General features: G+C 56.6%; 27 protein-coding genes and 1 pseudogene. 14 read left to right on the top strand and 14 right to left on the bottom strand.

All coding sequences use genetic code 11. From position 1 onward, the window contains the following. Nucleotides 1-213: 213 nt before the first annotated feature. Together tgt and ACR0M9_RS00920 are read right to left on the bottom strand one after the other, a co-directional pair. Entirely contained in the window at nt 214-1,344 is a 1,131-nt protein-coding gene (gene tgt / locus ACR0M9_RS00925) for a tRNA guanosine(34) transglycosylase Tgt (protein ID WP_480472537.1), read from the bottom strand. A 63-nt stretch (nt 1,345-1,407) separates the two neighbouring features. Then, nucleotides 1,408-2,319 (bottom strand): nucleoside hydrolase, encoded by a 912-nt coding sequence (locus tag ACR0M9_RS00920; RefSeq protein WP_480537774.1) that lies wholly within the window; start codon nt 2,317-2,319, stop codon nt 1,408-1,410. A gap of 175 nt (nt 2,320-2,494) precedes the next feature. On the opposite strand from ACR0M9_RS00920, the gene ACR0M9_RS00915 reads away from it, so the two are divergent. From ACR0M9_RS00915 to ACR0M9_RS00905, 3 genes are all read left to right on the top strand, one after another. Beyond that, nucleotides 2,495-3,385, top strand: a complete 891-nt coding sequence (locus ACR0M9_RS00915) for an SPFH domain-containing protein (protein WP_267364498.1) — start codon at nt 2,495-2,497, stop codon at nt 3,383-3,385. Continuing rightward, the gene (locus tag ACR0M9_RS00910) at nt 3,385-3,663 is read left to right on the top strand and encodes an NfeD family protein (RefSeq protein WP_267364499.1); all 279 of its coding nucleotides are present in this window, start codon (nt 3,385-3,387) and stop codon (nt 3,661-3,663) included. Before ACR0M9_RS00915 ends, ACR0M9_RS00910 begins: the two co-directional genes overlap by 1 nt. A gap of 94 nt (nt 3,664-3,757) precedes the next feature. Next, nucleotides 3,758-4,120 carry an SUF system Fe-S cluster assembly protein gene (locus ACR0M9_RS00905; protein ID WP_267364500.1) on the top strand — a complete coding sequence of 121 codons (363 nt, stop codon included), beginning with the start codon at nt 3,758-3,760 and terminating at the stop codon, nt 4,118-4,120. A gap of 229 nt (nt 4,121-4,349) precedes the next feature. Here ACR0M9_RS00905 and ACR0M9_RS00900 read toward each other — a convergent pair whose 3' ends face one another. Next, nucleotides 4,350-4,691 carry a hypothetical protein gene (locus tag ACR0M9_RS00900; protein WP_480505341.1) on the bottom strand — a complete coding sequence of 114 codons (342 nt, stop codon included), beginning with the start codon at nt 4,689-4,691 and terminating at the stop codon, nt 4,350-4,352. 217 nt (nt 4,692-4,908) lie between these two features. On the opposite strand from ACR0M9_RS00900, the gene ACR0M9_RS00895 reads away from it, so the two are divergent. Further along, nucleotides 4,909-5,274 (top strand): HesB/IscA family protein, encoded by a 366-nt coding sequence (locus tag ACR0M9_RS00895; protein ID WP_480505343.1) that lies wholly within the window; start codon nt 4,909-4,911, stop codon nt 5,272-5,274. 149 nt (nt 5,275-5,423) lie between these two features. Continuing rightward, complete coding sequence (gene tpiA / locus ACR0M9_RS00890) at nt 5,424-6,173, top strand: triose-phosphate isomerase (protein ID WP_480537770.1); 750 nt, start codon at nt 5,424-5,426, stop codon at nt 6,171-6,173. Between the two features lie 9 nt (nt 6,174-6,182). On the opposite strand, the gene ACR0M9_RS00885 is transcribed toward tpiA, so the two are convergent. From ACR0M9_RS00885 to ACR0M9_RS00855, 7 genes are all read right to left on the bottom strand, one after another. Then, nucleotides 6,183-6,629 (bottom strand): nucleoside deaminase, encoded by a 447-nt coding sequence (locus ACR0M9_RS00885; RefSeq protein ID WP_480772643.1) that lies wholly within the window; start codon nt 6,627-6,629, stop codon nt 6,183-6,185. 65 nt (nt 6,630-6,694) lie between these two features. Continuing rightward, nucleotides 6,695-7,006, bottom strand: coding sequence for a DMT family transporter (locus tag ACR0M9_RS00880; RefSeq protein ID WP_480505348.1), 312 nt, complete (start codon nt 7,004-7,006; stop codon nt 6,695-6,697). Between the two features lie 153 nt (nt 7,007-7,159). Further along, nucleotides 7,160-8,536 (bottom strand): TRAP transporter large permease, encoded by a 1,377-nt coding sequence (locus ACR0M9_RS00875; protein WP_480584041.1) that lies wholly within the window; start codon nt 8,534-8,536, stop codon nt 7,160-7,162. Then, a complete protein-coding gene (locus ACR0M9_RS00870) occupies nt 8,536-9,213 on the bottom strand; it encodes a TRAP transporter small permease (RefSeq protein ID WP_480772642.1) in 678 nt (225 codons plus the stop codon). Before ACR0M9_RS00870 ends, ACR0M9_RS00875 begins: the two co-directional genes overlap by 1 nt. A 116-nt stretch (nt 9,214-9,329) precedes the next feature. Beyond that, nucleotides 9,330-10,331: a DctP family TRAP transporter solute-binding subunit gene (locus ACR0M9_RS00865; protein WP_209504066.1), complete on the bottom strand. Its 1,002-nt coding sequence runs from the start codon at nt 10,329-10,331 to the stop codon at nt 9,330-9,332. A 286-nt stretch (nt 10,332-10,617) separates the two neighbouring features. Beyond that, nucleotides 10,618-11,847 carry a sigma-54-dependent transcriptional regulator gene (locus ACR0M9_RS00860; protein WP_480505351.1) on the bottom strand — a complete coding sequence of 410 codons (1,230 nt, stop codon included), beginning with the start codon at nt 11,845-11,847 and terminating at the stop codon, nt 10,618-10,620. Beyond that, entirely contained in the window at nt 11,844-13,577 is a 1,734-nt protein-coding gene (locus tag ACR0M9_RS00855) for a sensor histidine kinase (protein WP_480772641.1), read from the bottom strand. The genes ACR0M9_RS00860 and ACR0M9_RS00855 overlap by 4 nt, the downstream gene beginning before the upstream one ends. 46 nt (nt 13,578-13,623) lie before the next feature. On the opposite strand from ACR0M9_RS00855, the gene ACR0M9_RS00850 reads away from it, so the two are divergent. Next, nucleotides 13,624-14,805: a cytochrome P450 gene (locus tag ACR0M9_RS00850; protein WP_480772640.1), complete on the top strand. Its 1,182-nt coding sequence runs from the start codon at nt 13,624-13,626 to the stop codon at nt 14,803-14,805. A 45-nt stretch (nt 14,806-14,850) separates the two neighbouring features. Here the strand turns inward: ACR0M9_RS00850 and ACR0M9_RS00845 are convergent, their stop codons facing one another. Beyond that, nucleotides 14,851-15,333: an Lrp/AsnC family transcriptional regulator gene (locus tag ACR0M9_RS00845; RefSeq protein WP_267365581.1), complete on the bottom strand. Its 483-nt coding sequence runs from the start codon at nt 15,331-15,333 to the stop codon at nt 14,851-14,853. Between the two features lie 174 nt (nt 15,334-15,507). On the opposite strand from ACR0M9_RS00845, the pseudogene cobA reads away from it, so the two are divergent. The 7 genes and pseudogenes from cobA to infC form a co-directional block, all read left to right on the top strand. Further along, a pseudogene (gene cobA, locus ACR0M9_RS00840) lies at nt 15,508-16,254 on the top strand (uroporphyrinogen-III C-methyltransferase); the annotation flags it as partial. Beyond that, nucleotides 16,254-16,568, top strand: a complete 315-nt coding sequence (locus ACR0M9_RS00835) for a DUF2849 domain-containing protein (RefSeq protein ID WP_480481139.1) — start codon at nt 16,254-16,256, stop codon at nt 16,566-16,568. The pseudogene cobA and the gene ACR0M9_RS00835, both read left to right, overlap by 1 nt. Nucleotides 16,569-16,633: 65 nt before the next feature. Then, nucleotides 16,634-18,298 (top strand): nitrite/sulfite reductase, encoded by a 1,665-nt coding sequence (locus ACR0M9_RS00830; protein WP_480772639.1) that lies wholly within the window; start codon nt 16,634-16,636, stop codon nt 18,296-18,298. Beyond that, on the top strand, nt 18,288-19,049 hold the full coding sequence (locus ACR0M9_RS00825; RefSeq protein WP_480772638.1) for a phosphoadenylyl-sulfate reductase: 762 nt from the start codon (nt 18,288-18,290) through the stop codon (nt 19,047-19,049). The genes ACR0M9_RS00830 and ACR0M9_RS00825 overlap by 11 nt, the downstream gene beginning before the upstream one ends. Next, nucleotides 19,046-19,453, top strand: a complete 408-nt coding sequence (locus ACR0M9_RS00820) for a DUF934 domain-containing protein (protein WP_267365587.1) — start codon at nt 19,046-19,048, stop codon at nt 19,451-19,453. Before ACR0M9_RS00825 ends, ACR0M9_RS00820 begins: the two co-directional genes overlap by 4 nt. 107 nt (nt 19,454-19,560) lie before the next feature. Next, a complete protein-coding gene (locus ACR0M9_RS00815) occupies nt 19,561-20,394 on the top strand; it encodes a ferredoxin--NADP reductase (RefSeq protein WP_209504075.1) in 834 nt (277 codons plus the stop codon). A 116-nt stretch (nt 20,395-20,510) separates the two neighbouring features. After that, the gene (infC, locus tag ACR0M9_RS00810) at nt 20,511-21,101 is read left to right on the top strand and encodes a translation initiation factor IF-3 (RefSeq protein ID WP_480492811.1); all 591 of its coding nucleotides are present in this window, start codon (nt 20,511-20,513) and stop codon (nt 21,099-21,101) included. A gap of 57 nt (nt 21,102-21,158) precedes the next feature. Here the strand turns inward: infC and ACR0M9_RS00805 are convergent, their stop codons facing one another. The 3 genes from ACR0M9_RS00805 to ACR0M9_RS00795 form a co-directional block, all read right to left on the bottom strand. Next, nucleotides 21,159-21,548 carry a hypothetical protein gene (locus tag ACR0M9_RS00805; RefSeq protein ID WP_480481147.1) on the bottom strand — a complete coding sequence of 130 codons (390 nt, stop codon included), beginning with the start codon at nt 21,546-21,548 and terminating at the stop codon, nt 21,159-21,161. Nucleotides 21,549-21,624: 76 nt separating this feature from the next. Further along, nucleotides 21,625-22,941 (bottom strand): aspartate aminotransferase family protein, encoded by a 1,317-nt coding sequence (locus ACR0M9_RS00800; RefSeq protein WP_480772637.1) that lies wholly within the window; start codon nt 22,939-22,941, stop codon nt 21,625-21,627. Continuing rightward, the gene (locus ACR0M9_RS00795; RefSeq protein ID WP_480772636.1) at nt 22,938-23,711 is read right to left on the bottom strand and encodes a beta-keto acid cleavage family enzyme; all 774 of its coding nucleotides are present in this window, start codon (nt 23,709-23,711) and stop codon (nt 22,938-22,940) included. The genes ACR0M9_RS00800 and ACR0M9_RS00795 overlap by 4 nt, the downstream gene beginning before the upstream one ends. Nucleotides 23,712-23,797: 86 nt before the next feature. On the opposite strand from ACR0M9_RS00795, the gene ACR0M9_RS00790 reads away from it, so the two are divergent. Next, the gene (locus ACR0M9_RS00790) at nt 23,798-24,697 is read left to right on the top strand and encodes a MurR/RpiR family transcriptional regulator (protein WP_480505367.1); all 900 of its coding nucleotides are present in this window, start codon (nt 23,798-23,800) and stop codon (nt 24,695-24,697) included. The last annotated feature ends 7 nt before the right edge of the window (nt 24,698-24,704 follow it).

Genomic DNA, 24,704 nt, shown 5'->3' with positions numbered 1-24,704 from the left:
TCTTGGACGATAAAGGTGGGGCCTCATCGCCCATTTTCAACCTTACCGCCATGTATCACCAATCAGAATGAACCGAGGTTTGGCGGACTGCAAGGCGTGCCGGGAACATATCCACCAAAATAGTAGAATACGCCCCGGTCTTGCGCGATCAGTCGCCAGAAAACAGCCCGGCTGTGCAGAATTGCCCGTTTTCGCCTTGGAGGGGGCAAAACATCACAGCGGTTCGATATCCCCCTGCGCGCGCTGCGCGTGGAAATCGGCTTGCCAGACTTCGAACGCACCCGCGGCAATCGCGTCGCGCATGCCGGCCATGATCTCCTGAAAATAATGCAGGTTATGCCATGTCAGCAACATGCCGGAAATCATCTCATTCGCACGGAACACGTGGTGCAGGTAAGCGCGGGAATAATTAGAACAGGCTGGGCAAGTGCACTGCTCGTCCAGCGGCCGCGGATCGTCTACGTGACGGGCATTCTTGATGTTCACCACGCCGTAGCGGGTGAAAACCTGCCCTGTACGCCCGGACCGCGAGGGCAACACACAGTCCATCATGTCGATCCCGCGGGCAACAGCACCGACGATATCGTCGGGCTTGCCGACGCCCATCAGATAGCGCGGCTTGTCCGATGGCAGGAAATCGGGGGCATAGTCGAGGCAAGAGAACATGGCCTCCTGCCCTTCGCCGACGGCCAGGCCACCAACCGCATAGCCTTCGAAACCAATAGATTTCAAAGCCTTGGCGCTTTCTTCTCGCAGGTCTTTTTCCAGCCCACCTTGCATGATGCCAAACAGCGCATGCCCCGGACGATCGCCAAACGCATCGCGCGACCGTTCGGCCCAACGCATCGACAGGCGCATCGACTCGGCAATGCGGTCACGATCCGCTGGCAGCGCAGGGCATTCATCGAAACACATGACAATGTCCGAGCCCAACAGGCGCTGGATCTCCATCGACCGTTCCGGCGTCAATTCGTGCTTTGACCCGTCAATATGGGATTTGAAGGTCACGCCCTTTTCAGTCAGCTTGCGCAATCCGGCCAGCGACATGACCTGAAATCCGCCGGAATCTGTCAGAATGGGCCGATCCCAGTTCATGAATTTGTGCAGTCCACCCAGTCGATCAATACGCTCAGCGGTCGGACGCAGCATCAGGTGATAGGTGTTCCCCAGCAGGATGTCTGCCCCCGTCGCGCGAACGCTTTCCGGCATCATCGCCTTGACCGTTGCCGCAGTGCCAACCGGCATAAAGGCAGGCGTTCTCACGTCGCCGCGCGGTGTGCTGATCACACCGGTCCGGGCTTTGCCGTCTGTGGCTTTCAGATCAAAAGAAAACTGTTGGGTCATGTCATCGCCTCGGGTCGCCGAACCGGGCAGGCTTTGCCCGATCCGGTCGGTCTTTGCAACCCGTCAGGGTAGCGAGGCAACACGGTCTGTAAACAGTTGAACAACCCCTGCCCCATCCACGTCGCGGCAGACCCGAACTGCGGGACGTTCCGGATCAGGTCGCGTCGCACCCTTCTGGTCGCCTTCGGTGACAACCCGCAGACCCGTTTCGACCATGTCAAACATAGCACCATGAGAACAAGCAATCACAGCCGTCGAATCGTGCAGGCCGCAGCCCTCCAGACCACCGACGTCCTTGTAGAACTTCAGGTAAAAGCGAGAGATATCTCGCAGAAAGGACCCCATGTCAGGTGATCGCATTGCCAGGCTTTCGAAATCTGCAGTCTCGTAGAGCGTTTTCAGCGTGACATCCAAGCCGACCAGTACGGTTTCCGGCGGTGTGGCAAAGACCTCTTCAGCGGCAATCGCATCATGATAGATGTTGGCCTCGGCATGTACTGTAATATTACCAGGGCAGTACACCGCCCCGCCCATAATCACCAAACGCCCCAGATTGTCGGCGAATTCCGGATCCAGACGAATGGCGTTGGCGATGTTGGTCAGGGGGCCCACGGCGCACACCACCAGCTCTTTCTTGTGGGTTCGCGCCATATCAACCAGAAATTCAGCAGCCGGCAGGGCGTGGTTGCTTCCAATTTCGGGAATTTCAGTCAGGTCACCGAATCCTTCGGGACCATGCACATGTTCGGAGGGCGAATGCGTATCGGCACCCAGGGCAACCGCAGCCCCTTCCGCGACAGGCAGATCCAGACCCAGCTTATCAAGCAGGAACCGGGCATTGCGGCTGGATTGGTGAACATGCGTGTTTCCGAACACGGTGGTCAGGCCGATCAGCTCGATCTCGGGCGCTGCGGCGGCATAGGCGATTGCCATGGCATCATCGATGCCAGGATCTGTATCGATTATCAGTTTCATCCAAGCCCGATACCGCAAACAATTAGGGATGCAAAGCGGTCACAGCACTATTTTTCGATACAGCGTTTTACTATTGGAGCATTTGCATGGGGCTGCTTTCCACTCATACCAGAGTTGAAATCGGGCGACTCAATCGCCACATGTATACTATAGTACACAAAAACAAGAGGACAGTATGACCGAAGACCAAATCATCGGATTGCTTTCGTCAAACATCATTTACCTGCTGGCTGCGGTGCTGGTAATTGTTATCATTTTCAAAGGCATCAAGATTGTGCCTCAGTCCGAAAAATACGTAGTTGAACGGTTTGGGCGCCTGCATTCCGTGCTTGGCCCCGGCATCAACTTTATTGTTCCGCTACTGGACATTGCGCGTCACAAGATCTCGATCCTGGAACGCCAGCTGCCAAACGCGACGCAGGACGCAATCACCAAGGACAACGTTCTGGTGCAGATCGATACATCGGTCTTCTACCGTATTCTCGAACCTGAAAAGACGGTCTACCGAATTCGCGACGTAGATGGCGCGATTGCCACCACTGTCGCCGGGATCGTTCGCGCCGAGATTGGTAAGATGGATCTGGATGAGGTTCAGTCGAACCGGTCCCAACTGATCACGCGTATTCAGGAAAGCGTTGAAACAGCTGTCGATGACTGGGGTATCGAAGTCACCCGCGCCGAGATTCTGGACGTAAATCTGGATCAGGCCACCCGTGACGCCATGCTGCAACAGCTGAACGCCGAACGAGCCCGCCGCGCACAGGTGACAGAAGCCGAGGGCAAGAAGCGCGCAGTCGAGCTGCATGCCGACGCCGAGCTTTACGCGGCTGAACAAACCGCCAAGGCGCGGCGTATTCAGGCCGAAGCCGAGGCGTTCGCCACCGGTGTTGTCGCCAAGGCCATTCAGGATAACGGCATCGAAGCTGCTCAGTATCAGGTTGCCTTGAAACAGGTTGAAGCCCTGAACGCGCTTGGAAACGGTACTGGCAAGCAAACCATTGTTGTGCCTGCCAACGCACTGGAAGCCTTCGGTGACGCGTTCAAAATGTTAAAAGGAGGAAAGTGATGGCTGACCCCTTCTGGTTGACCTGGTGGATCTGGCTGGCCGCAGCATTGGCGCTGGGTATCCTTGAGATTTTCCTGCCCGGTTTCATCTTTCTGGGCTTTGCAATCGGAGCCGCAGTCACGGGGCTTATCCTTGCCGTACCCGGAATGGCTCTGTCTTTGAATGTATTGGCGCTGATCTTTGCAGTGATGTCACTGATTGCGTGGCTTGTTTTGCGGAAACTGTTTGCGTTGCCGAACGGTCAGGTCAAAACTTTCAACCACGACATCAACGACTAAATTGCCGCGGCGCCCCAATCGGCGCCGCCGCCCTACTGGACCCTGTTGCTCCTATTCCCTATATAATCGCTCAGGCAACTGACCCGAGGCAAAGATGACTCACCCGAGCGAACAGTTTGAAGGCACACCGCTGATTGCGCCGTCAACCATTGAGCACCCCCTGTACGAGCCCGTGGTCGAGGCGTGTCGCACGGTCTACGATCCGGAAATCCCGGTGAACATCTATGACCTCGGCCTGATCTACACGATCGACATTTCCTCGGACAACGCCGTGAAGGTGATCATGACGCTGACAGCCCCCGGATGCCCGGTTGCCGGCGACATGCCCGGATGGATCATGGAAGCGATCGAGCCTGTTGCAGGCGTCAAAGAGGTTGACGTGGAACTGACCTGGGAGCCGCCCTGGGGTATGGAGATGATGTCAGACGAAGCACGTCTGGAACTGGGATTTATGTAGGCACCTGCCACAGTTTCCCGGGTACTTGTCACAAAACATTGGCGTTTTTGTTACCTGCTCGTGCTGTCCCTGTCACAATGTTGCAGGAAAAGACCTGTGGACGGCACCAATCAGTGTCGCCTCGGGCCAGACATGATTTGACCGCCCCCCCGAGTTCCGGCCCCGAAACACGGACCGTTCTTGCCCGAGAACGGTCCTTTTCTTACCCAGATAACCGAACGTCGGGTAATCAGTTCAAATTGCAGGTCTTTTTGATTTTCGCAGATCTGGCGTCAAGTTGATTGATGTAGTCCCCCGACAGCATTTGCAGCCGTTTGTGTTCCGTTCCTGTGACCAGCCCCAAAAGTGCCCCGGCAGGAGTAATGGCAGCAACACTTTCCAACTGTTGGTCCTGCGCGTGCTTTTTCTCGGCCGCGATGGCGCGCAAATCGCCCTCGGCGGTCGCGCAGTTTACTGGATGCCTCTCTCCATCATTGGTGGCCGCCGCATCATCCGGAACAAACAGAAGAACTGCAATGGTAAGCACCGCGCGCATCAAGATCGAATTAACAATCGCCTGTAACTCATTCACAATATTATCCTTTCTGATAGTATTTCAAAGCAAACCGAGTTAACGGCTGACCAACTTGAACCCATTCAGTTCCACGGTCTCACAGTTGGATATCTTCAGCGAACCCATTCTGAATGCCGGGTTGTTTCATCCGGATAAAACTCTTTATAACACACCGTCTTGAGCCTTGACCTCCTGAGCCCTAAATTAAACGCAACGCGCGACAACGGAGACTTACATGTTCGGCATTCCCGGCAAGCAGGCTGTGACCATGACGCCTAAAGCCGCAGAACAAATCATCCGCCTGATGAACTCGGGTGGCCACGCTGGCTTGCGCATTGGCGTCAAGAAAGGCGGCTGTGCAGGCATGGAATATACCATGGAATATGTCGATCAGGCTGATCCGCATGATGAAGTTGTCGAACAGGATGGAGCACGCGTCATGATCGCGCCAATGGCGCAGATGTTCCTGTTCGGGACTGAAATCGATTACGAGGTGTCGTTGCTGGAATCAGGTTTCAAGTTCAGGAACCCGAATGTTGTCGACGCCTGCGGTTGCGGTGAATCCATCAAATTCGATGAAAGCATCACGCAGCAATCCTAGTTTGCGCCGGATAATCCCGTGACACGGGCCCGCCCGAACGCCGTGTTGTCGATCAAAGCGCGTGAACCCACCCGATCCGTGGAATTGTAAGATCGCGTCGACAATGCTATCCGCATCCTAAATCATCGAATGATCAGGGAGATACGGGTATGCGGCGCAGGCTTGCGGCAGGAAACTGGAAAATGAACGGAACCGGTGCTGCGCTGAGCGAGCTTGAAGCACTGTGCAAGTCTCACCCAGACGCTTCGGTCGATATACTCATCTGCCCTCCGGCAACATTGCTCAGCCGTGCCGCAGACACCGTACGCGGGTCAGCAGTCACCGTTGGTGGGCAGGATTGTCACGCGGCAAGCGCGGGCGCGCATACAGGCGATATCAGCGCCGAGATGCTGCTGGACGCGGGCGCGACGTCAGTCATCCTGGGTCATTCCGAACGTCGCGTAGACCATGAAGAGCATGACGAGGATATACGCGCCAAGGCCCGTGCAGCGATGGACGCGGGGTTAAAAGCGATCATTTGCGTAGGCGAAAGTCTGGAGCAACGCGAGGCGGCCAATACGCTCGACATAATCGGCGGTCAGATGTCGGGGTCGATCCCGGATCAGGCAACCGGCGAGAACCTGATCATTGCATATGAGCCGATCTGGGCCATCGGCACCGGCAAGGTTCCGACGCTTGATGAGATTGGGGAAGTTCACGACTTCATCCGCGCCCGGCTAGAGCGCCGCTTTGGCGAAGGTGTGGGCCGCTCTGTCCGTCTTCTGTATGGTGGGTCGGTCAAACCCTCCAACGCGGCGGAGATCTTTGCGGTTTCAAATGTCGATGGTGCGCTTGTGGGTGGCGCCAGCCTGAAGGCCGGGGATTTCACGGGCATTATTCAGGCGCTGGAGAGCGTCTAGGATTCGCCTTTACTCGGCAATATCTTCGGCCCAAAGCTCTGGCTTTTCTTCGATGAACCGCTGCATCAGTGCGATGCAGTCAGGATCGTTGACTATCACCACCTCGACACCGCGTTCGCGCAGGAAGTCTTCGTTGCCACCAAAGTTCTGGGTATCGCCGATCACCACACGCGGGATACCAAACTGAACGATAGTGCCCGAGCACATCATGCAAGGTGACAACGACGTGTAAAGAACCGTATCCCGATAGGTTTTCTGACGTCCCGCTTTACGCAAGGCATCCATTTCGCCATGTGCGATCGGATCCCCGCCCTGCACACGTTGATTACGCCCTTGTGAAACAATATCGCCACCCCGCGCCAGAACTGACCCGATCGGGCATCCACCTTCATCAAACCCGGCTTTGGCCTCGTCATAAGCCACGCGTAGCAAGCGCTTGTCGGTCTCGGTCAACATTCCGGTCTCCATTTCCCGTGTTTCCCAAACCCTGCCCAAGCGCAAAGACTTGGTCAATGACGGCCTCACGACAACTTCATCACGATAAGACCTGACACGATCAGAAGGGCCGCGAGAATCCGCGCAGGGTATAGGGCTTCACCCAGAAACAGGATACCGACACAGAACGCCCCCACTGCACCAATACCCGTCCAGATGGTATAAGCTGTGCCCAACGGCAGGTCCCGCATCGCCAGCGCCAGAAGACCGAAAGACCCGATCATCGAAAGCACCATCAAGGCCGTAGGCCACAATCGGGTGAAACCAGCCGATTGCTTCATCGCTACGGCCCAGACGATTTCCAACAGGCCAGCAAATAGAAGGAATACCCAGGGCATAAGACAACCTCGTATTCGTTCGGGTCGTCCCGAAAGATGTCCCATTATGGGGAGGTCGTCCTCTGAACCCTAGTTAAGCACTTGATGCCGGGGTTCAAGATACGAAAAAGCCGGGCAGTCGAAACCGCCCGGCTACGTGCATCGTCAAACCACCTAATTGGTTATGATTTCCGGGCCCATGAAGGTGTTGGGCAGGAATGTCGAGATCCACGGAATATACGTCACCATAATCAGGAAGACGAAGAGAACAGCGAGGAACGGCAGCGCTGCCCTAACAACGCTCATCATCGGCATACCTGCAACGCCCGAGGTTACGAACAGGTTTAGACCAACCGGAGGCGTAATCATTCCGATTTCCATGTTCACCACCATAATGATGCCCAGATGGATCGGATCAATGCCCAACTCGATGGCAATCGGGAACACCAGCGGTGCGACGATCACCAACAGGCCCGACGGCTCCATAAACTGACCACCGATCAGCAGGATCACGTTCACAACGATCAGGAACGCCACCGGCCCTAGCCCTGCGGTCAGCATCGCCTCGGCGATATGCTGCGGCACCTGTTCGTCCGTCAGAACATGCTTAAGGATCAGCGCGTTGGCGATCACGAACAACAGCGTCACCGTCAGCTTGCCCGCCTCGAACAGTGTATGCTTGGTATCGGGGTGAAAGAACGCCGTGACCAACGCGTAAGGCTTTTTCAGCAGCGGCAGGTTCTGTGCGTCCCCTTCCGTACTCAGCGGACCCATGTCCTTGTAGACGAAACTGGCGATGAAAAAGGCATAGACGGCAGCAACCGCGGCAGCCTCGGTCGGGGTAAAGATACCCCCATAAATACCACCCAGAATGATAACGATCAGGAACAGGCCCCAACCGGCCTCGCGGGCCGAGGTAAAGACCTCACCCCACCCCTTCCATTCACCCTTGGGCAGGTTCTTGACCTTTGCCATGACATAGATGGTGACCATCAGCATGAAGCCAGCCATCAGACCGGGAATAACGCCAGCCAGAAACATGCGCCCAACTGAAACTTCGACGGCGGCAGCATACACAACCATCACGATGGACGGAGGGATCAGGATGCCCAGCGTACCCGCGTTACAGATCACACCAGCGGCAAACTCTTTGGAATACCCAACCTGGCGCATACCTGCGATGACAATCGACCCGATCGCCACAACCGTGGCCGGGGACGATCCTGACAGCGCGGCAAACAGCATACAGGCAAACACGCCCGCAATCGCCAGACCGCCGGGCAGATGCCCCACGCAAGCAATCGAGAAACGGATGATCCGACGCGCTACACCACCTGTCGTCATAAAGGACGAGGCCAGAATGAAGAACGGGATCGCCAACAGGGTGAAATGCCCCTCGAACGCCTCAAACAGCGTGCCTGCAACTGAAGCCAGCGAACTGTCGGAATAGATCAGCAGGAACAGGGTCGAGCTGAGGCCAAGTGCAACCGCAATCGGAACCCCGATCAGCAGCAGGCCGATGACCATCGAGAAAAGAAGGATAACGTCCATCAGTCATGCACCCCTTGTTGTGCGCGGACTTCTTCAATCTCGTCCTCGACTTCGTGGCTGGCGACAAGGCGATCGGTCTCACCACGCCAAATTTGAACGGCGACCTGCGTAAACCGGATCACCAGCAGCAGCATGGACACCGGCAGAACCAGATAAGGTACGACCTTGGGCAGTTTTTCATACCCCTCGCCATAGTTGATCAGGTCTTCCAGAAAGCGCAGCGGAGCGACCATGGGGATGTCGTCTACCTCGTAGAAACTCTGGCTGCGTGCGCCGAAATCAAACCCGGTCGGGAACCAGCGGCCCGATGTTGGCGGCAGATCTGCAAAGACGGCCCAATAGTCATATGCCCCTTTGAGCATCAGCAGCGAGAACATCAGACAGAACCCGACCGAGACCAGCGCCATAATGCGCCTCGGTGCTGGCGCCAGCATGTTCAGGATTGCATCCACACCCAGATGAGCATGTTTCTTGACCGCGTAAGACGCGCCCAGCAACACCAGCCAGCCAAACGTGAACACTGTCAACTCAAGCGCCCATAGGATATTTGAATTAAAGACAAACCGCGCGATCACGTTGGCAAATGTAACGACCGTCATAAGGCCCAAAAGCAACGCGATCAGGGTTTCTTCGATATGGTCGATCAGCCCGCCCTGGCCGGAGTTCGCACCAGACATCTTTCAGTCCCCGCATTTTATTGAAGAGAGAGTTGAGAATGGGGCGGGCCATTTCAGCCCGCCCGGCCTGCGCGTCGAATACTCCCCAGTCCCCTGACGCGCGGTCTTGAACGGGATCAGAATCCGGCGTTGATGGCCTGCGCCGCGTCGATCTTGTCTTGACCCACGTCACCGGCGAATTTGTCCCAAACCGGTTTCATTGCGTCGACCCAGGCCTGACGCTGTTCAGGGGTCAGTTCACGGATGACGCCGCCTGCATCGATGATCGACGCTTTGGCCGCTTCGTTCACAGCAAAGGCTTCTTTGTTCCGGGTCTCGGTAACTTCGGCCAGAATAGTCAGGAACTGGTCCCGCACCGCCGGATCAAGACTGTCCAGCCAATCCACCGATGTCACGACCAGATAGTCGATGATGCCGTGGTTGGTTTCGGTGATACCGTCCTGCACCTCAAAGAACTTCTTGCCGTAGATGTTCGACCAGGTGTTCTCTTGCCCGTCCACAACGCCCTGTTGCAACGCGCCATACACTTCCGAGAATGCCATTTTCTGCGGGCTACCACCGATGGCTTCCATCTGTGCCACCAGCACATCTGACGACTGCACGCGGAACTTCAGACCGTTTGCATCCGACGGATCAACCAAAGCCTTATTGGCCGACATCTGCTTCATGCCGTTGTGCCAGAACGCCAGCCCTTGCAGGCCACGGCGCTGCATGCTGTCTTTCATCGCCTGTCCTTCGGCCGAGGCCTGGAACGCGTCTACAGCGTCGACATTCTTGAACATGAACGGCAAGTCAAACAGGCGGAACTGTTTGGTGAACTTCTCGAACTTCGACAGCGAGGGCGCGGCCAGTTGCACGTCACCCTGCAACATCGCTTCGAGAACTTTGTCATCGTTGTAGAGCGTCGAGTTCGGGTAGACCTCAACACACATCGTGCCGTTCATTTCGTCGTTGACCCGCTGCTCCAGCAGCGATGCCGCGATTCCTTTGGGGTGTTTGTCGGTGTTCGTCACATGCGCGAACTTGACGACGATTTCACCTTCGTCGCATGCAGCCATACCAGCCGTTGCGGTTACTGTCAGAGCAAGCGCAGTTGCTGCCGTTGTCAGAAGCTTCATCTGATATCCTCCCAGAGTTCCTTGAAACTTGCAGTCGACGCCGGGTAAGCGCCGTATGGCGTGCAGTGAAGCGACTCAGGGTAAAGCACACAACTTTTGACTGCGATTGCGGAACGTGTCTGATTACCTGTTTAATACCAAAGTGTTACGTCGTTACTGGTTCAGGTTCTGCGCTTCACAGTCCCGAGCCGTGCGAAAACTCGCACATCCTCAGAGCGGCTTGTGCGGATTTCCGCACAATTTCCGAATCACTTCTTCGAATCAGATGCGCCAATCCGGTTCCTGCTTATCTGCGGTAATCCTCGGGACGAATCTGGTAGCGCGCCAGCTTGTCGTAAAAGGTCTTGCGCGGCAGCTTCAGCGCCTTGGCTGCATCTGATGCTTTTCCATTGTGGCGTCCCAAAGCTGCAATCAACAAAGATCGTTCAACCCGCGCCATCTGTTCGCTCAACCCCAGATCCGTAGCCTGCGTAACCTCCTCGGGCATTCCAAGAACAAACCGCATTGCTGCTGACATCAGCGAACGGGCGTTGCCCGGCCAGTCGCTGGCCATCAAGGCCGCCAGATGTTCGGACGAAATCTCGGGAATTGCGATGCCAGCCTGTTCGGCCGCTTGCGCCACATAGTGGCGAAAAATCACCGGAATGTCGTCGGGGCGTTCCGCCAATGAAGGAACACGCACCCGCATCACATCCAAACGATAAAACAGATCAGCGTTGAACCGCCCTTCCGAACTTAACGCGGATAGGTCGGCGGTTGTTCCTGCGATAATACGCCCCCCCGGACCGCGCTCGATGATCTCCAACGCCGCAAACTGCGTGGCTTGGGGCATGGCAGACACTTCGTCCAGAAACAGGGAACCACCCACGGCATCGCCACAGCTTTGGGCAAGGTCATCGGGGCTTAGACTTGAAGCCGGACGTTTGACAAAAGGCCCCTGACCAGCGGGCGACATCAGGTGGACCACTTCGGCTACTTTGGATATGCCGCTGCCCGGCGGGCCGGTAACAAGAACTTCGGCCCCTGTCGGTGCGACGGTCCGCACGCGATCCCGCAGCGCCTCAGCTTGCGGAGACAGGCCAAACAGCAAACGTGCGGCCGGGTCCCCCCTTTCAAGTTCGGATTTCAGGGCGCGCTGTTCCAACACTTGGGTGCGGGCTGCGAATGCGCGTTCAAGAACATCCATCAGGTCAGACGCAGCGCAGGGTTTTTCGAGAAAATCGAACGCTCCTTTTCCCATGGCTTCTACGGCCATTGGGATATCACCTTCTCCGGTCAAAAGGATCACCGGAAGCTCGGGGTCGATGTCCCGAGCATACGCCAACAAGTGGAAGCCATCCCGCCCGGGCATTCGAATGTCCGAAATAATCACACCGGGGAAATCCCGCCGAATATGATCCTTGGCCGCCACAAAAGAACCGGCTGTTGTCGGTGCGTAATCTGCAAGTTCAATGGTTTGCGCCAATGCCTCGCGAACAGCTGCGTCATCATCGACCAACAGAACCCTGCGCATCATGCAGCCTCTTCTTTTCCGTAGGGCTCCAGCTCGACGGTAAACACTGCGCCATCAGCCGTGTTTGCCCCGCGGATTTCACCCCCAAAGCTTTGAACAAGACCATATGATATAGAAAGACCAAGCCCCAGACCTTCAGATGATCCTACGCTTTTGGTCGAATAAAACGGCTCGAACACCCGGTCGGGGTCTTCAATCCCCGGGCCGGTATCCTGCACAGAAACGCGCAACCGGTCTTCTTCGTGCATCACAATCGAAATGTGCCGCTTGGGTCGCCCCAGCATCGCATCCGCCGCGTTATTGATCAGATTAACAAAGACCTGCACCAAGCGGACTTCCCCCCCCCAAACATAAACCGCAGCCTGTCCCGGTTCCCATTCCAGCGTCACATCATCGTCACGCAAACGGGTTTCGGTCAATTCGACGGCAGTTTTCAGAACCTGCACCAGATCGACCCGACCCATCGGTTCGCTTTCATTGCGAGCGAACGCGCGCAGGTTCTTGATGATCCGGGCCATGCGGGCGGCCATTTCCGAAATACGCCCAAGGTTTTCACTGGCCCTGTCACCTTTGCCGCGTTCAAGAAAGGCCGTACCATTGTCGGCGAATTGCTGGATCGCCATCAACGGTTGGTTGAGTTCGTGGCTGATCCCCGCCGACATCTGCCCCAACGCGCTGAGCTTACCTGCCTGCACCAGCTCTGCCTGCGCTTTTTTCAGTGCTGCTTCGGCCTCCTGACGTTCTGCAACTTCGCGGCGCAATGCGGTGTTTGCTTGGGTCAAAGCACGGGTACGCTGCGCCACCCGGCTTTCCAGAACCGTGTTGGCATTCGCCAGCGTCCGTCGCCGTTCCATCGCAAGATACAGCATCGCACCAAACGCCAGACAGATCGCGGCGACCGCCGCCGCCTGCAACCCGGCAAGTCGCCGGGCCGGGGCCACGTCCACCAAAACCTCGGCGGTCATATCGATCACAGGCAACTCAAGCGTTAGGTGCAACGCATCGCGTGGCAAATACCGCCCCCAACTCAGCCGCCACAACTCATGCTGGCCGACCCGCGTCGCGGCAAAATCCACCGACGCACCCTCTGGCGGTGTCAGCCCGGACTGGCCAACCTCGCGGCTCCAGAACAGCAAGTCCGACCGGTTCGAGATGAAGACGACACCGTCAGAATCAACAAAGAAAACGGCTTCGGTACTGCCCCGCCAAGTTTGTTCAATGTCCTGGACATCGGCAACCACCATCACTGCACCTTCGACTTGCCCGGAGGCGGCAAAAGTCGGAGCGGCATAGGAATATATCCGGTCGCCACTGTCTGGAACCACTTCATGCGCGGTGCCCACCGCACCCTGCATGGCGCGCCTGAACGCTGGATGTGCGGACATGTCTCGCTGTGCCACTGGCTGTGCGGCGACCATAACCCGACCGCTGCGATCCAAGTACATCATGTTGACGGCCGCTGTCTTGTCGGCAACGTCCAGCAACATCGCTTGCGCGTCATGTATTTGTGTCGGTGTATCCAACGCGTGCAAGGCGGGATGTGTCGCCATCAGAACCGCCAGTTCCTGGTAGACCTGCATCTGGGTGCTGAGCCGATCCGCCGCCAGTTCAAGGTCTGCTTCGGCCTTGTCACTTAGCTGAGACAGCGCCTGACGATAGCCATAAGACCAAACAAAACCTGACAGCAGCCCGACAGCGGACAAAAAACCGACAATGATCCAAACTCTCTGCATAGACAGGGTCTTGCATTCAACGCGGCTCGTGGCAAGTGTGCGTCGCATGAAGTCATTCTCGCAATCCCCGACAGACCCGGGTTTCGTTCAGAACCCCTACCCTTTCTATGATCAGGCCCGCACTGCTGGTGATCTGTTCTATTGGCGCGACTACGACATGGTTGCTGCGGTGTCCCGCCGTGCCGTGCGGGCACTTCTTCGCGACCGCCGGTTTGGGCGGGAAGTTCCGCCTGAATGCGCGACACAGGGCCCTGCCCATTTGGCCCCCTGGCTGGCTATCGAAGCCCATTCGCTGCTTGAAGCTGAACCCCCGCGACATACCCGCCTGAGGGCGCTTGTTATGCGCGCTTTCACGTCGCGGGAAATTTCTGCATTGCAGCCTTCCATTGAATCGCTATGCCACAGTCTTGTCGAGGCGTTTCCGAATACACCTTTCGATCTGCTGAGTGCTTATTGCACTCAGGTCCCGGTGGTAACCATCTGCCGACTGTTGGGCGTTCCCGAAGACATGGCGCCCAACCTGTTGCAGTGGTCGCATGACATGGTCGCGATGTATCAGGCCAACCGGACACAGGCGACCGAGGATAAGGCCGCCAAGTCGTCTCAGGAGTTCACGGATTTCCTGTTGGGATACATTAACCAGCGACGCAACGATCCGCGTGACGATTTGATCACCCGGCTTATCAGCGCCGAGGAGGAAGGCGAAAAGCTGTCCATCGACGAACTGGTCGCAACATGCATCTTGCTGTTGAATGCAGGTCACGAAGCAACGGTGCATTCGCTTGCGAACGGTGTGAGAACCCTGTTGCAAACACATACCAGCCCCGACGTTCTGGCACCCGACCAGATCGACGCAACGATTGAAGAAATCCTGCGCTATGACCCGCCCCTACACATGTTCACACGGTATGCGTATGAAGACGTTGATATGTTTGGTCATTCGTTCAGGCGCGGTGATCAGGTCGCACTTTTGCTTGGCGCTGCAAACCGCGACCCTGCCGTCTGGGATGAACCCGACAGGTTTGTTCCGACTCGCGCGATTGAGGTCAACACAAGTTTTGGTGGAGGCATCCATTTTTGCGTCGGCGCACCTTTGGCAAGGTTGGAAATGCGCATAGCTCTGCCCATTCTGTTCGACAGCTGCCCTAACCTGCGGCTTGCCGATCCGCCGACCTATTCAGACAGCTATCACTTCCATGGTCTGGAACAGTTAATGGTTCAGGTCTGACCTGTATAAGGCGCGGATCGATCCGGCGCTGGCAGCACCTGCCTTCTATGCCCCTTCAACCAATGCGTTGAGGGGAAGCATCGTTGTGGACTTGATTTCTTCCATCGACAAAAGCGCGGTCACGTTGTGCACCCGTACCTCCGAAATCAGCGACTGGTAGAATTGATCATAGGCGCGCGCGTTCTTGACCCGAACCTTGAGAATATAATCAATGTCGCCTGCCAGCCGATGCGCCTCCTGCACTTCGGGATGTTCGCGCAAAGCCTTAAGGAACTTGCGCTGCCATTCAGCCTCGTGTTCCGACGTGCGGATCAAAACAAAGAAAGTCGCCTCAAACCCAAGCGCTTCGGCATCCAGCAAAACCGTTTGCTGACCAATGATTCCCGCACTCTTGAGCTTACGAATACGATTCCAAACAGGCGTCTTTGAACTGCCGACCCGAGCCGCAATTTCGTCCAGTGACTGCCCTGCATCACGTTGCAGCTCGGCCAGAATTTTCCGATCCGTATCATCTATCCGCACCGACATTCCAATATTCCTTCCACATCGAAGCTTTCGTTCCAAAATTTTGTTTCTATGGAACGTCTGTCCTTTTTTGAGCGCCCATATGGCGCTTTGGTGGGAATATTTCCTATATTGAGGGTCAAGTCAAACCACACCCGAGATGATCCGATGCAGGACGTTCGCACAACAGGCACCAAAGGACATGTCGACTTTGTCGGCGCAGGTCCGGGCGACCCCGAGTTGCTGACACTCAAGGCGCTGACTGCGTTTGAGCAGGCTGATGTTGTGCTGCACGACCGCCTTATCAGTAAACCCGTTCTGGACATAGCCGGTCAAAGCGCCGCTTTGGTTGATGTCGGCAAAGTCGGGTTCGGCCCATCCTGGAAGCAAAGTGATATCGACGCTCTTTTGGTCGAATATGCCCTGAAAGGTAACCGCGTGGTCCGCCTGAAGTCCGGCGATCCCACTGTCTTTGGTCGTCTGGATGAAGAGATTGAGGCCGTCGAGGCGGCTGGAATCACGTGGCAGATCATTCCCGGTATCACGGCGGCCTCTGCCGCGGTGGCTGGTATCGGCCAAAGCCTGACTCAACGCGGCCGGAATTCCTCGGTGCGGTTCCTGACCGGGCATGACATGAAAGGTTTTGCCGATCATGACTGGAATGCCCTGGCACGGGCCGGTTCGGTTGCTGCGATCTATATGGGCAAGAAATCTGCCCGCTTTATCCAGGGTCGCCTGATCATGCACGGTGCCGATCGCGCCACTCCAGTCACACTGGTCGAAAACGCCTCGCGTCCGAACCAGCGGATTCTGGCCACCACACTGGATCAACTGCCCGCCGATCTGGCCGCCGCCGAAATGGACGGACCAGCCCTGACATTCTATGGCCTTGCCCCGCGCGAAGCAACGCAGGCCGTAACCGAATTCAACAAGGAGCTTGCCTGATGGCCCGCGCTTTTACCCCCAAAGTCGTCACCGCAAATGATTTGCTGATAGGTGACGTCATTTACCAGACCGAAGATGACAGTTGGACGCGTGATCTGTCGCAAGCGGAACTGATCACTGACGAAGCACATGCACAGGTGCGTCTGCTGGATGCGGCGCGTCAGGCAAATAAAGTCGTGGGCACTTATCTGGCCGATGCCGTTGCGGGCAAGAACGGCCCCGAGCCCACCCATTTTCGGGAAGATTTCCGCCGGACTGGTCCGTCCAACTATGCCCACGGCAAACAGGAAACTTCCCCGCAGCCCCGGGCCTGACCTCTGGCCATCTCTCTCCCCTTCAAGGCCCCAAGGTTCGGGGCTGCAAACAAGGACAGCTAGACATGTATCGCTACTCCGAGTTCGACACAGCATTTTTGGCAGAACGTAACGCGCAGTTCCGCGCCCAGGTGGAACGCCGCATCGACGGCTCGTTGACCGAAGACGAATTCAAGCCGCTGCGCCTGATGAATGGGCTGTATCTGCAGCTGCACGCCTACATGCTGCGCGTCGCCATTCCCTATGGCACGCTGAACAGTGCACAGATGCGTCAACTGGCGCTGCTGGCCGAGAAGTGGGACAAAGGCTATGGCCATTTCACCACCCGTCAGAACATCCAGTACAACTGGCCAAAGCTGAGCGACGTGCCGGATATGCTGGACGCGCTGGCCGAGGTTGGCATGCACGCCATCCAGACTTCGGGCAACACCATTCGCAACGTGACCGCCGACCACTTTGCCGGTGCCGCTGCAGATGAGGTCGCTGATCCCCGCCCTTACGCCGAATTGCTGCGCCAATGGTCGACCGACCACCCGGAATTCCAGTTCATGCCGAGAAAGTTCAAGATCGCCATCACTGGCAGTGAAAACGACCGCGCAGTGATCAAAGCGCATGACATCGGCCTGCAACTGGTCGAACGTGACGGCGTTCTGGGCGCTCGCGTCATTGTTGGTGGTGGCCTTGGCCGTACGCCCATGATCGGCAAGGAATTGTCCGAGTTCGTCGCCTTTGACGACCTGCTGGCCTATCTGGAGGCCACCGTTTCCGTATGGAACCAGATTGGTCGCCGCGACAACAAGTACAAGGCACGTATCAAGATCACCGTGCACGAGCATGGCATCGACGCTATCCGCGCCAAGGTCAACGAACGCTTCCTGAAGGTCCGCCCGCAGTTCAAAGGCGCGGATATGAACCTGCTGGAAGAGATCAAGGGCCACTTTGCACCACCTGCCTACCGTGAAGGCTCGGTCGCGTCGTTTGAAAGCACCTATACCAACGATCCGGTCTTCCGGTCGTGGGTCGACACCAACATCGCGCCGCACAAGAACGCGGACCATGCGATCGTCACGATCTCGATCAAGAAGCATGGAGCAACACCGGGCGATGCAACTGCCGAGCAAATGCGCGTTATGGCCGATCTGGCCGAAGAATTCGCCTATGACGAGCTGCGCATCAGCCACGAGCAGAACGTGATCCTACCGCATGTCCACAAATCGGACCTGCCCGCGATCCACGCCAAGCTGAAGGAATACGAACTGGCCACCGCCAACATCGGTCTGATCAGCGACATCATCGCCTGCCCGGGTATGGATTATTGCGCGCTGGCGACGGCGCGTTCGATCCCGGTTGCTCAGGAAATTGCAACACGGTTCGAGGACCTGAAGCTTGAGCATGACATCGGCCACCTGAAGATCAAAATCTCAGGCTGCATCAACGCCTGCGGTCATCACCATGTTGGCCACATCGGCATTCTGGGTTTGGACCGCGCAGGTGTCGAAAACTACCAGATCACTTTGGGTGGCGATGCGACCGAAACTGCGGCAATTGGTGATCGCACCGGTCCGGGCTTTGCCTATGACGAAATCGTTCCTGCCGTGGAGCGCATTGTCGACACCTATCTGAACCAGCGTGCAAGCGCAGAGGAGACATTCCTGGAAACATATCGCCGGGTGGGCATGGCGCCGTTCAAAGACGCCCTCTACCCCGAGGCCCGCGCAAATGCCGCTTGACCTGATCCAGACGGAACTGGGCCGGGACAGACGCGAACTGACTGAACGTGTCGAAGGCTTGAATGCCCAGTTCCGGCACCACAGCGCTCATGATGTCATGCATGGAGCGATTGACGAGATCGACGAGCTTGCCTTGGTCTCGAGCTTTGGCGCGGAATCCGTCGTGCTGTTGCATATGGCGGCGGTGGTGAACAAGGCAACGCCCGTTCTTTTCGTGGACACGCAGATGCTGTTCACCGAAACGCTGGAATACCAGCAGGAGGTGAGCGAGCGTCTGGGGCTTACCAACATTCGCATCATCCGGGCCGAGGATGCAGAGGTTGAACGCGAAGACCCATACGGCGCATTGCGCCTGCGCGACACGGACGCGTGCTGCAACCTGCGCAAGACTTTCCCGCTGCAAAGGGCGCTGGTGGGGTTCGATGGCTGGATAACCGGACGCAAGCGGTTTCAGGCAGGCACGCGCGCTGCGCTGGAATTCTTCGAGGTCGAGGACGGAACAGGTCGGATCAAGGTCAACCCGCTTGCCCATTGGGCGCCCGAGGATGTGCGGGCCTATATGGATGAAAACAACCTGCCCCGGCATCCGCTGGTGGCCAAAGGATACCCTTCGATCGGCTGTGCGCCCTGCACCTCGCCTGTCAAAGAGGGCGAAGACCCCCGCGCCGGACGGTGGCGCGATCAGAACAAGGAAGAATGCGGCATCCATTTTGTCGATGGCAAGATGATGCGCGTCGGAGAGAAAACATGAACGTAATCGTAACGGATGAGGGCTTTTCGCCTGATGACTGGACCGACGGCTTTGTCACTCTGGATGATGCCGCCAATGACGTGGTCGCGCTAGACGTGAGCTCGGAGACAGACCCGGACGAACTGTTTGACCGGTTGGGCGGCACGAGGCTGGTTCGGGTAGACTTCCCGTCTTTCGCAGATGGTCGCGGATTTACCATCGCTCGCACATTGCGCCTGAAGGGCTACAAAGGCCGGCTGCGCGCCAAAGGGCATGTGCTTGCCGATCAATACGCCATGGCGCGCCGCAGCGGCTTTGACGAGGTCGAGATCGACGGAGAACTGGCAGACCGCCAACCCGAGGATCAGTGGCTGGCCCGCGCGAACTGGAAAGAGAATAACTATCAGGCCCGCCTGCGCGGCTGATCCCGCGATTGCCAGCCTGTGACGCAAAGGGGGCAATCTGTCCCCTTTTCCTGACTTGGATCAAAGATTAAACGGAGATGTCGGTTTAGCAGACCGGCAGGTAAACGATGACAGAGATGAAGCCCGTGAGCGAAGCAACCGCCGTAAAAGTCCCCGTCCTGCCGGACGCGCAAACTGTAACCGATGTCAAACACTGGACCGACAGCCTGTTTTCATTCAAGGTGTCTCGCCCGGCCTCGCTGCGTTTCCGTTCGGGCGAGTTTGTGATGATTGGTCTGCTGGGTGACAACGGCAAGCCGTTGCTGCGCGCCTATTCCATCGCCTCGCCCTCGTGGGATGAAGAGCTGGAGTTTTATTCGATCAAGGTTCAGAACGGCCCGCTGACCTCGAAATTGCAACATATCAAACCGGGTGACCAGATCATCCTGCGTCCCAAACCGGTTGGCACATTGGTGCATGACGCCCTGCTGCCCGGCAAGCGCCTGTGGTTTTTTGCGACCGGCACCGGCTTTGCGCCTTTTGCCTCGCTGCTGCGTGAACCGCAGACCTATGAGGACTATGACGAGGTCATCATCACCCACACCTGCCGCGAAGTGGCAGAGCTGGAATATGGCCGTCAGCTGATCGACAGCATCCGTCAGGACGAACTGTTGGCCGAACTGATCGGTGAAGGATTTGCCGACAAGATCCGCTATTACCCGACCACCACACGGGAAGAGAGCCCAAAGATGGGTCGCATCACCACTTTGCTTCAGGACGGCACCGTGTTTTCCGACTTGGGTATTGACGGTGGCATCAAGCCCGAAACCGACCGTGCAATGGTTTGCGGTTCGTTGGCTTTCAACCTGGATATCAAGGAAATCCTCGAAGGGTTTGGATTGCGTGAAGGTGCAAACTCAGAACCCAAGGAGTTCGTGATCGAAAAAGCCTTTGTCGGCTAAAGCAACCCTGCGTTCAGGGCTTTGCCACCCTGAACGCGAAAAACACCGGCAGAAAACAAGTTTTTTCGCATTACCCTGTATTTATGCCGCTTGAAGTGCGGCTCTGCCCGGTTTAAATTCCGGGCTCGAAATTCTGCAATCATCAAAGGAATGAACCCATAGCTCGCAGACCTCACAACGCGCCGCCACAGAGAGACACCGGCCCGCGCGTCAATGATAAGATCCGTGCCCCCGAAATTCGCCTGATTGGCGCCGAAGGTGAAAACGTCGGGGTGGTTCATCCCGCCAAAGCCATGCAGATGGCCGCAGATGCAGGTCTTGATCTGGTCGAAATCTCGCCCAATGCGAACCCACCGGTCTGCAAGATCATGGATTTCGGCAAGTACAAGTACGAAACGCAAAAACGCGAAAACGAAGCGCGCAAAAAACAAAAAGTCATCGAAGTGAAAGAGGTCAAGTTCCGACCGAACACCGATACGCATGACTATGACGTCAAAATGAAGAACGTCTTTAAGTTTCTGGAAAAGGGCGACAAGGTCAAAGTCACCCTGCGCTTTCGTGGCCGTGAAATGGCACACCAGAACCTGGGTCGCGAATTGCTGGAACGTGTGGCCGAAGACATCAAAGAGGTCGGCAAGATCGAAAACATGCCGAAGATGGAAGGCCGTCAGATGGTCATGATGATCGGCCCGCTTCCGCATAAGTAATCTGCTTAAAAGACAGAAACGATCAAAGCCCCTTCGCTGCCGAAGGGGCTTTTTTGTTCAGGTCGCGCGTCTGCTTCGTAACCAGTTGACCGCATCTCTGAAGTCGAAAAGCAAGGAAATTATGTCAACGATCAGAAGCACCCAAAGAAACTTGATAAAGGCAATGCTCAGGGTCGCATCGGAAAACAACAAAAGCGTTACGATGACAACCAGTGGAACCCAGCACAGAATGTGCGGCAAAGCCATCGCACCGCTCATCCCGCGCGCAACCGCCATGATGGGTATGTTCAGCGCCATACCGGTAATCGCCAGAACAGCGATGAGCATCCCCTGCGGCTGATCCAGGAAAGCAAGCGGAACCAAATTAACCGGCACCAATATTACGGCCACCCAGATCTGCACCCAAAGGGGAAGCGCGCGGAAACTGCGCCAAATATCCAGCGCCATTGATTTCGCCTTTTCAGATACTTCTCCCGCGACACTAACAAATAACCTGCGGGCGAACAGTGCGCTCACGGTAATGTCAAAGCACGGCGGAAATGGCGCGTTCCAGTTTGCTGACGAGTTCGCCTATCTGTTCCTCTTCGATGATAAAAGGCGGCGCCAGCAGGACGTGATCGCCGTTCCGGCCATCCCGCGTGCCTGCCATGGGATAGCAAATCAACCCTTCAGCCAGTGCTGCCTTTTTCACCTTACCTGCGATGCCGCGTGATGGATCAAAAGGTTCCTTGGTGTCACGGTCAACGACCAGTTCAACACCTCGGAACAACCCACGACCACGGATATCTCCCACGTTCGGGTGCTGTCCGAATGCTGCCTCAAGGGCAGATTGCAGCTTGTTGCCCATGACCCCGGCACGCGCAGGTAAATCCCGTTCGGTCAACTCACGGACCACCGCCAATGCGGCGGCTGTGGCGACCGGATGACCGACATAGGTGTGCCCATGCTGGAAAAACCCTGATCCATCGCGGATCGCGTCATAGATTTTACCGGTGCACAGCATGGCTCCGATTGGTTGATATCCAGCCCCCAACCCCTTGGCAATACAAAGAATATCCGGTTCGATACCGTCATGATCGCAGGCAAACATGTGACCGGTTCGGCCCATACCGCACATCACCTCATCCAAGATCAGCAACACACCATAGTGGTCGCAAATCTCGCGAATACGCTTGAAATATCCTTCAACCGCAGGAACTGCGCCAAGGGTGGCCCCGACCACTGGTTCGGCCATAAATGCCATGACCGTATCGGGACCCAGCCGCAGGATTTCAGTTTCCAATTCATTCGCCACACGCTGGCCGTAGTCAAAACTGCTCTCGTCTTCCGGTTTTTCGGCATATTCGTAGCATGCAGAGATATGGGTCATCTCGATCAGCATCGGGGCGAATTGTGCCCGTCTCCATGCGTTGCCCCCGGCGGACAAAGCCCCCAAAGTGTTGCCGTGATAGCTTTGCTTTCGCGCGATAACGTGACGGCGTTCAGGTTGTCCGATTTCAAGGAAATATTGGCGCGCCAGTTTGATTGCCGCTTCGGTCGCTTCGGACCCGCCCGAAACAAAATACACACGGTCCAGATCCCCCGGTGCATGCCGGATCAACAATTCGGCCAAAACCTCGGCCGGTTCCGATGTCATGAACCCGGTATGTGCAAAGGCGATCTGTTCCACCTGCTGCTGTACCGCTTGGATCACAGCCTGATTCGAATGACCCAGACATGATACTGCGGCATCACCGCAATCCAGGTATCGCTTGCCCTCTGTATCAATCAGATAACAGCCATCGCCGCCAACCGCGACGGGGAGGTCCGATTTCGTGTGACGTGGGAAAACATGACTCATTTCTTTGCCCTTCCAAGCAATTCAACTAATGCTGCGACCGAAGCCGCGTTATCTGCCCACGGTCTGCCATCCGGCCCGATCAGACTGTTTTCAAACCCAACCCGCACGTCACCACCGCGTCGCGCAGCCTCGGCCAGACAGGCATGTTCTTGCGCACCAAAGGCGCACACCATCCAACGAGCCGGGCTTTTTGGAAAAGCCTCTAGATCGGCTGGCATAGATTGCTGGTCATCACCGTATCGCCCCAGAACAAGCAAACGGTCTGTCTGATCCGCCTGTACGATGCCCTGAGCGCGCCAATGGTCCAGTAGTCGTGCATCGTCAGCATCATACAGTATATGTTGAACCCGCGTGCCCTGATCCGCGCATTGTGCATAGACCCTGGGCGCAAGGTTCAGGTCGCGCGCGATTTCACGCACCGAGATTGAGGCCCATTCAGGTTGCACCTTTTGCAAACAGTCCAGTTGCGATGCTACGTCGAACTGCCCGGCTGCTTCGGTCGTGATCTGTAGCTCCATTCCTAGAACCTCGCGCTGCAATCCCGCAAGCGTTTCCCGGTACAATCCGGCGTCCAGTGAATGCAGTCCGTCTGCATCTCGAATATGCAGATGCAACCCGTCCGCACCCGCAGCATGACAATCCCGTGCTGACGTGACGATCTGATCAATCCTGAGCGGTAAGGCGGGATGATCCAACGCGCTCCGCCGGGCGCCGTTTGGCGCAACCAGAATGTAGGGCCTGTCCAAGCTGTCAGTTGTTTTTGATGTCATAGCACCACCCAAGTCTTTGCCCTCAGTTAGAGTCGCTGGATGACGTTTTCAATTTACACTAAAGAAAACATATGTTTCTTTTCTGCATGACACCCACCCTTGCAGCCTTGACCAGCCAAATTCGGCGCGAGATCGATGAGATGCCTGCGCAGATGCAAGTCGCGGCGAAGTATATCATCGACCATCCCGGTGATTTCGGCCTGAACCCGGTCCGGGTGACCGCTGACCGGATCGGCATCAGCACCAGTGTTCTTGTTCGACTGGCGCAGCGTATGGGTTTCGACAGTTTTGACGCCTTCCGCCACCCATTTCGCCTTGCCCTCACAACAGACAGCGAAGACAGGATAGGTCATGGGTGGCTAACCACATCACCCGGACAAGACCCTTTCCACGGCGCACAGGCCAGATTCGCGCGCAATGAGATGAATGTTGTGTCCCGCTCTCTGCGTCTGATGGAGCCGAATTTGGCCAAGCGTGCCGTTGAATACATGGTGTCTGCACGTCACTGTTATGTGACCGCCACAAGGTCCAGTCATGCGCTGGCCTATTATTTTCACTACGCGGGGCGCATGGCCCATCCCGGATTACAGCTGATACCTCGGCACATGGGCTCGGCCATCGATGACCTGGTCGAGGCCACGTCCGAGGATTGTTTGTTTGCCATCACGGTCCATCCCTACTCCGCAGATACGATCCAGTCGATGCGCTTTGCCCGCGACAGGGCCATAAAGATTGTACTGCTGTCGGATAGCGAGGTGATTGCCCCCGGCGTCAACCCGGATGTGGTTCTGCCCGTCAGCACCCGCACATTACATCCGTTTTCAAGCTTTTCCGGCGCGATGGCGGTTCTGGAATGCCTGCTCGGTCATCTCTTTGATGCAGGGGGCGAAGCTGCACGGGATAGGGTCGAACAGTTTCAAAAAGCGCGGGAGGACACCGGCGCGTATTGGCGGCCCGGCGTTTTGCCAAGGATGAGAAAACCCTAGAATATCA

This window comes from Ruegeria sp. CH2, from assembly GCF_056537065.1.
The sequence above is the reverse complement of the archived record's forward strand: the minus strand, read 5'-3'. Positions and strand labels throughout refer to the sequence as shown.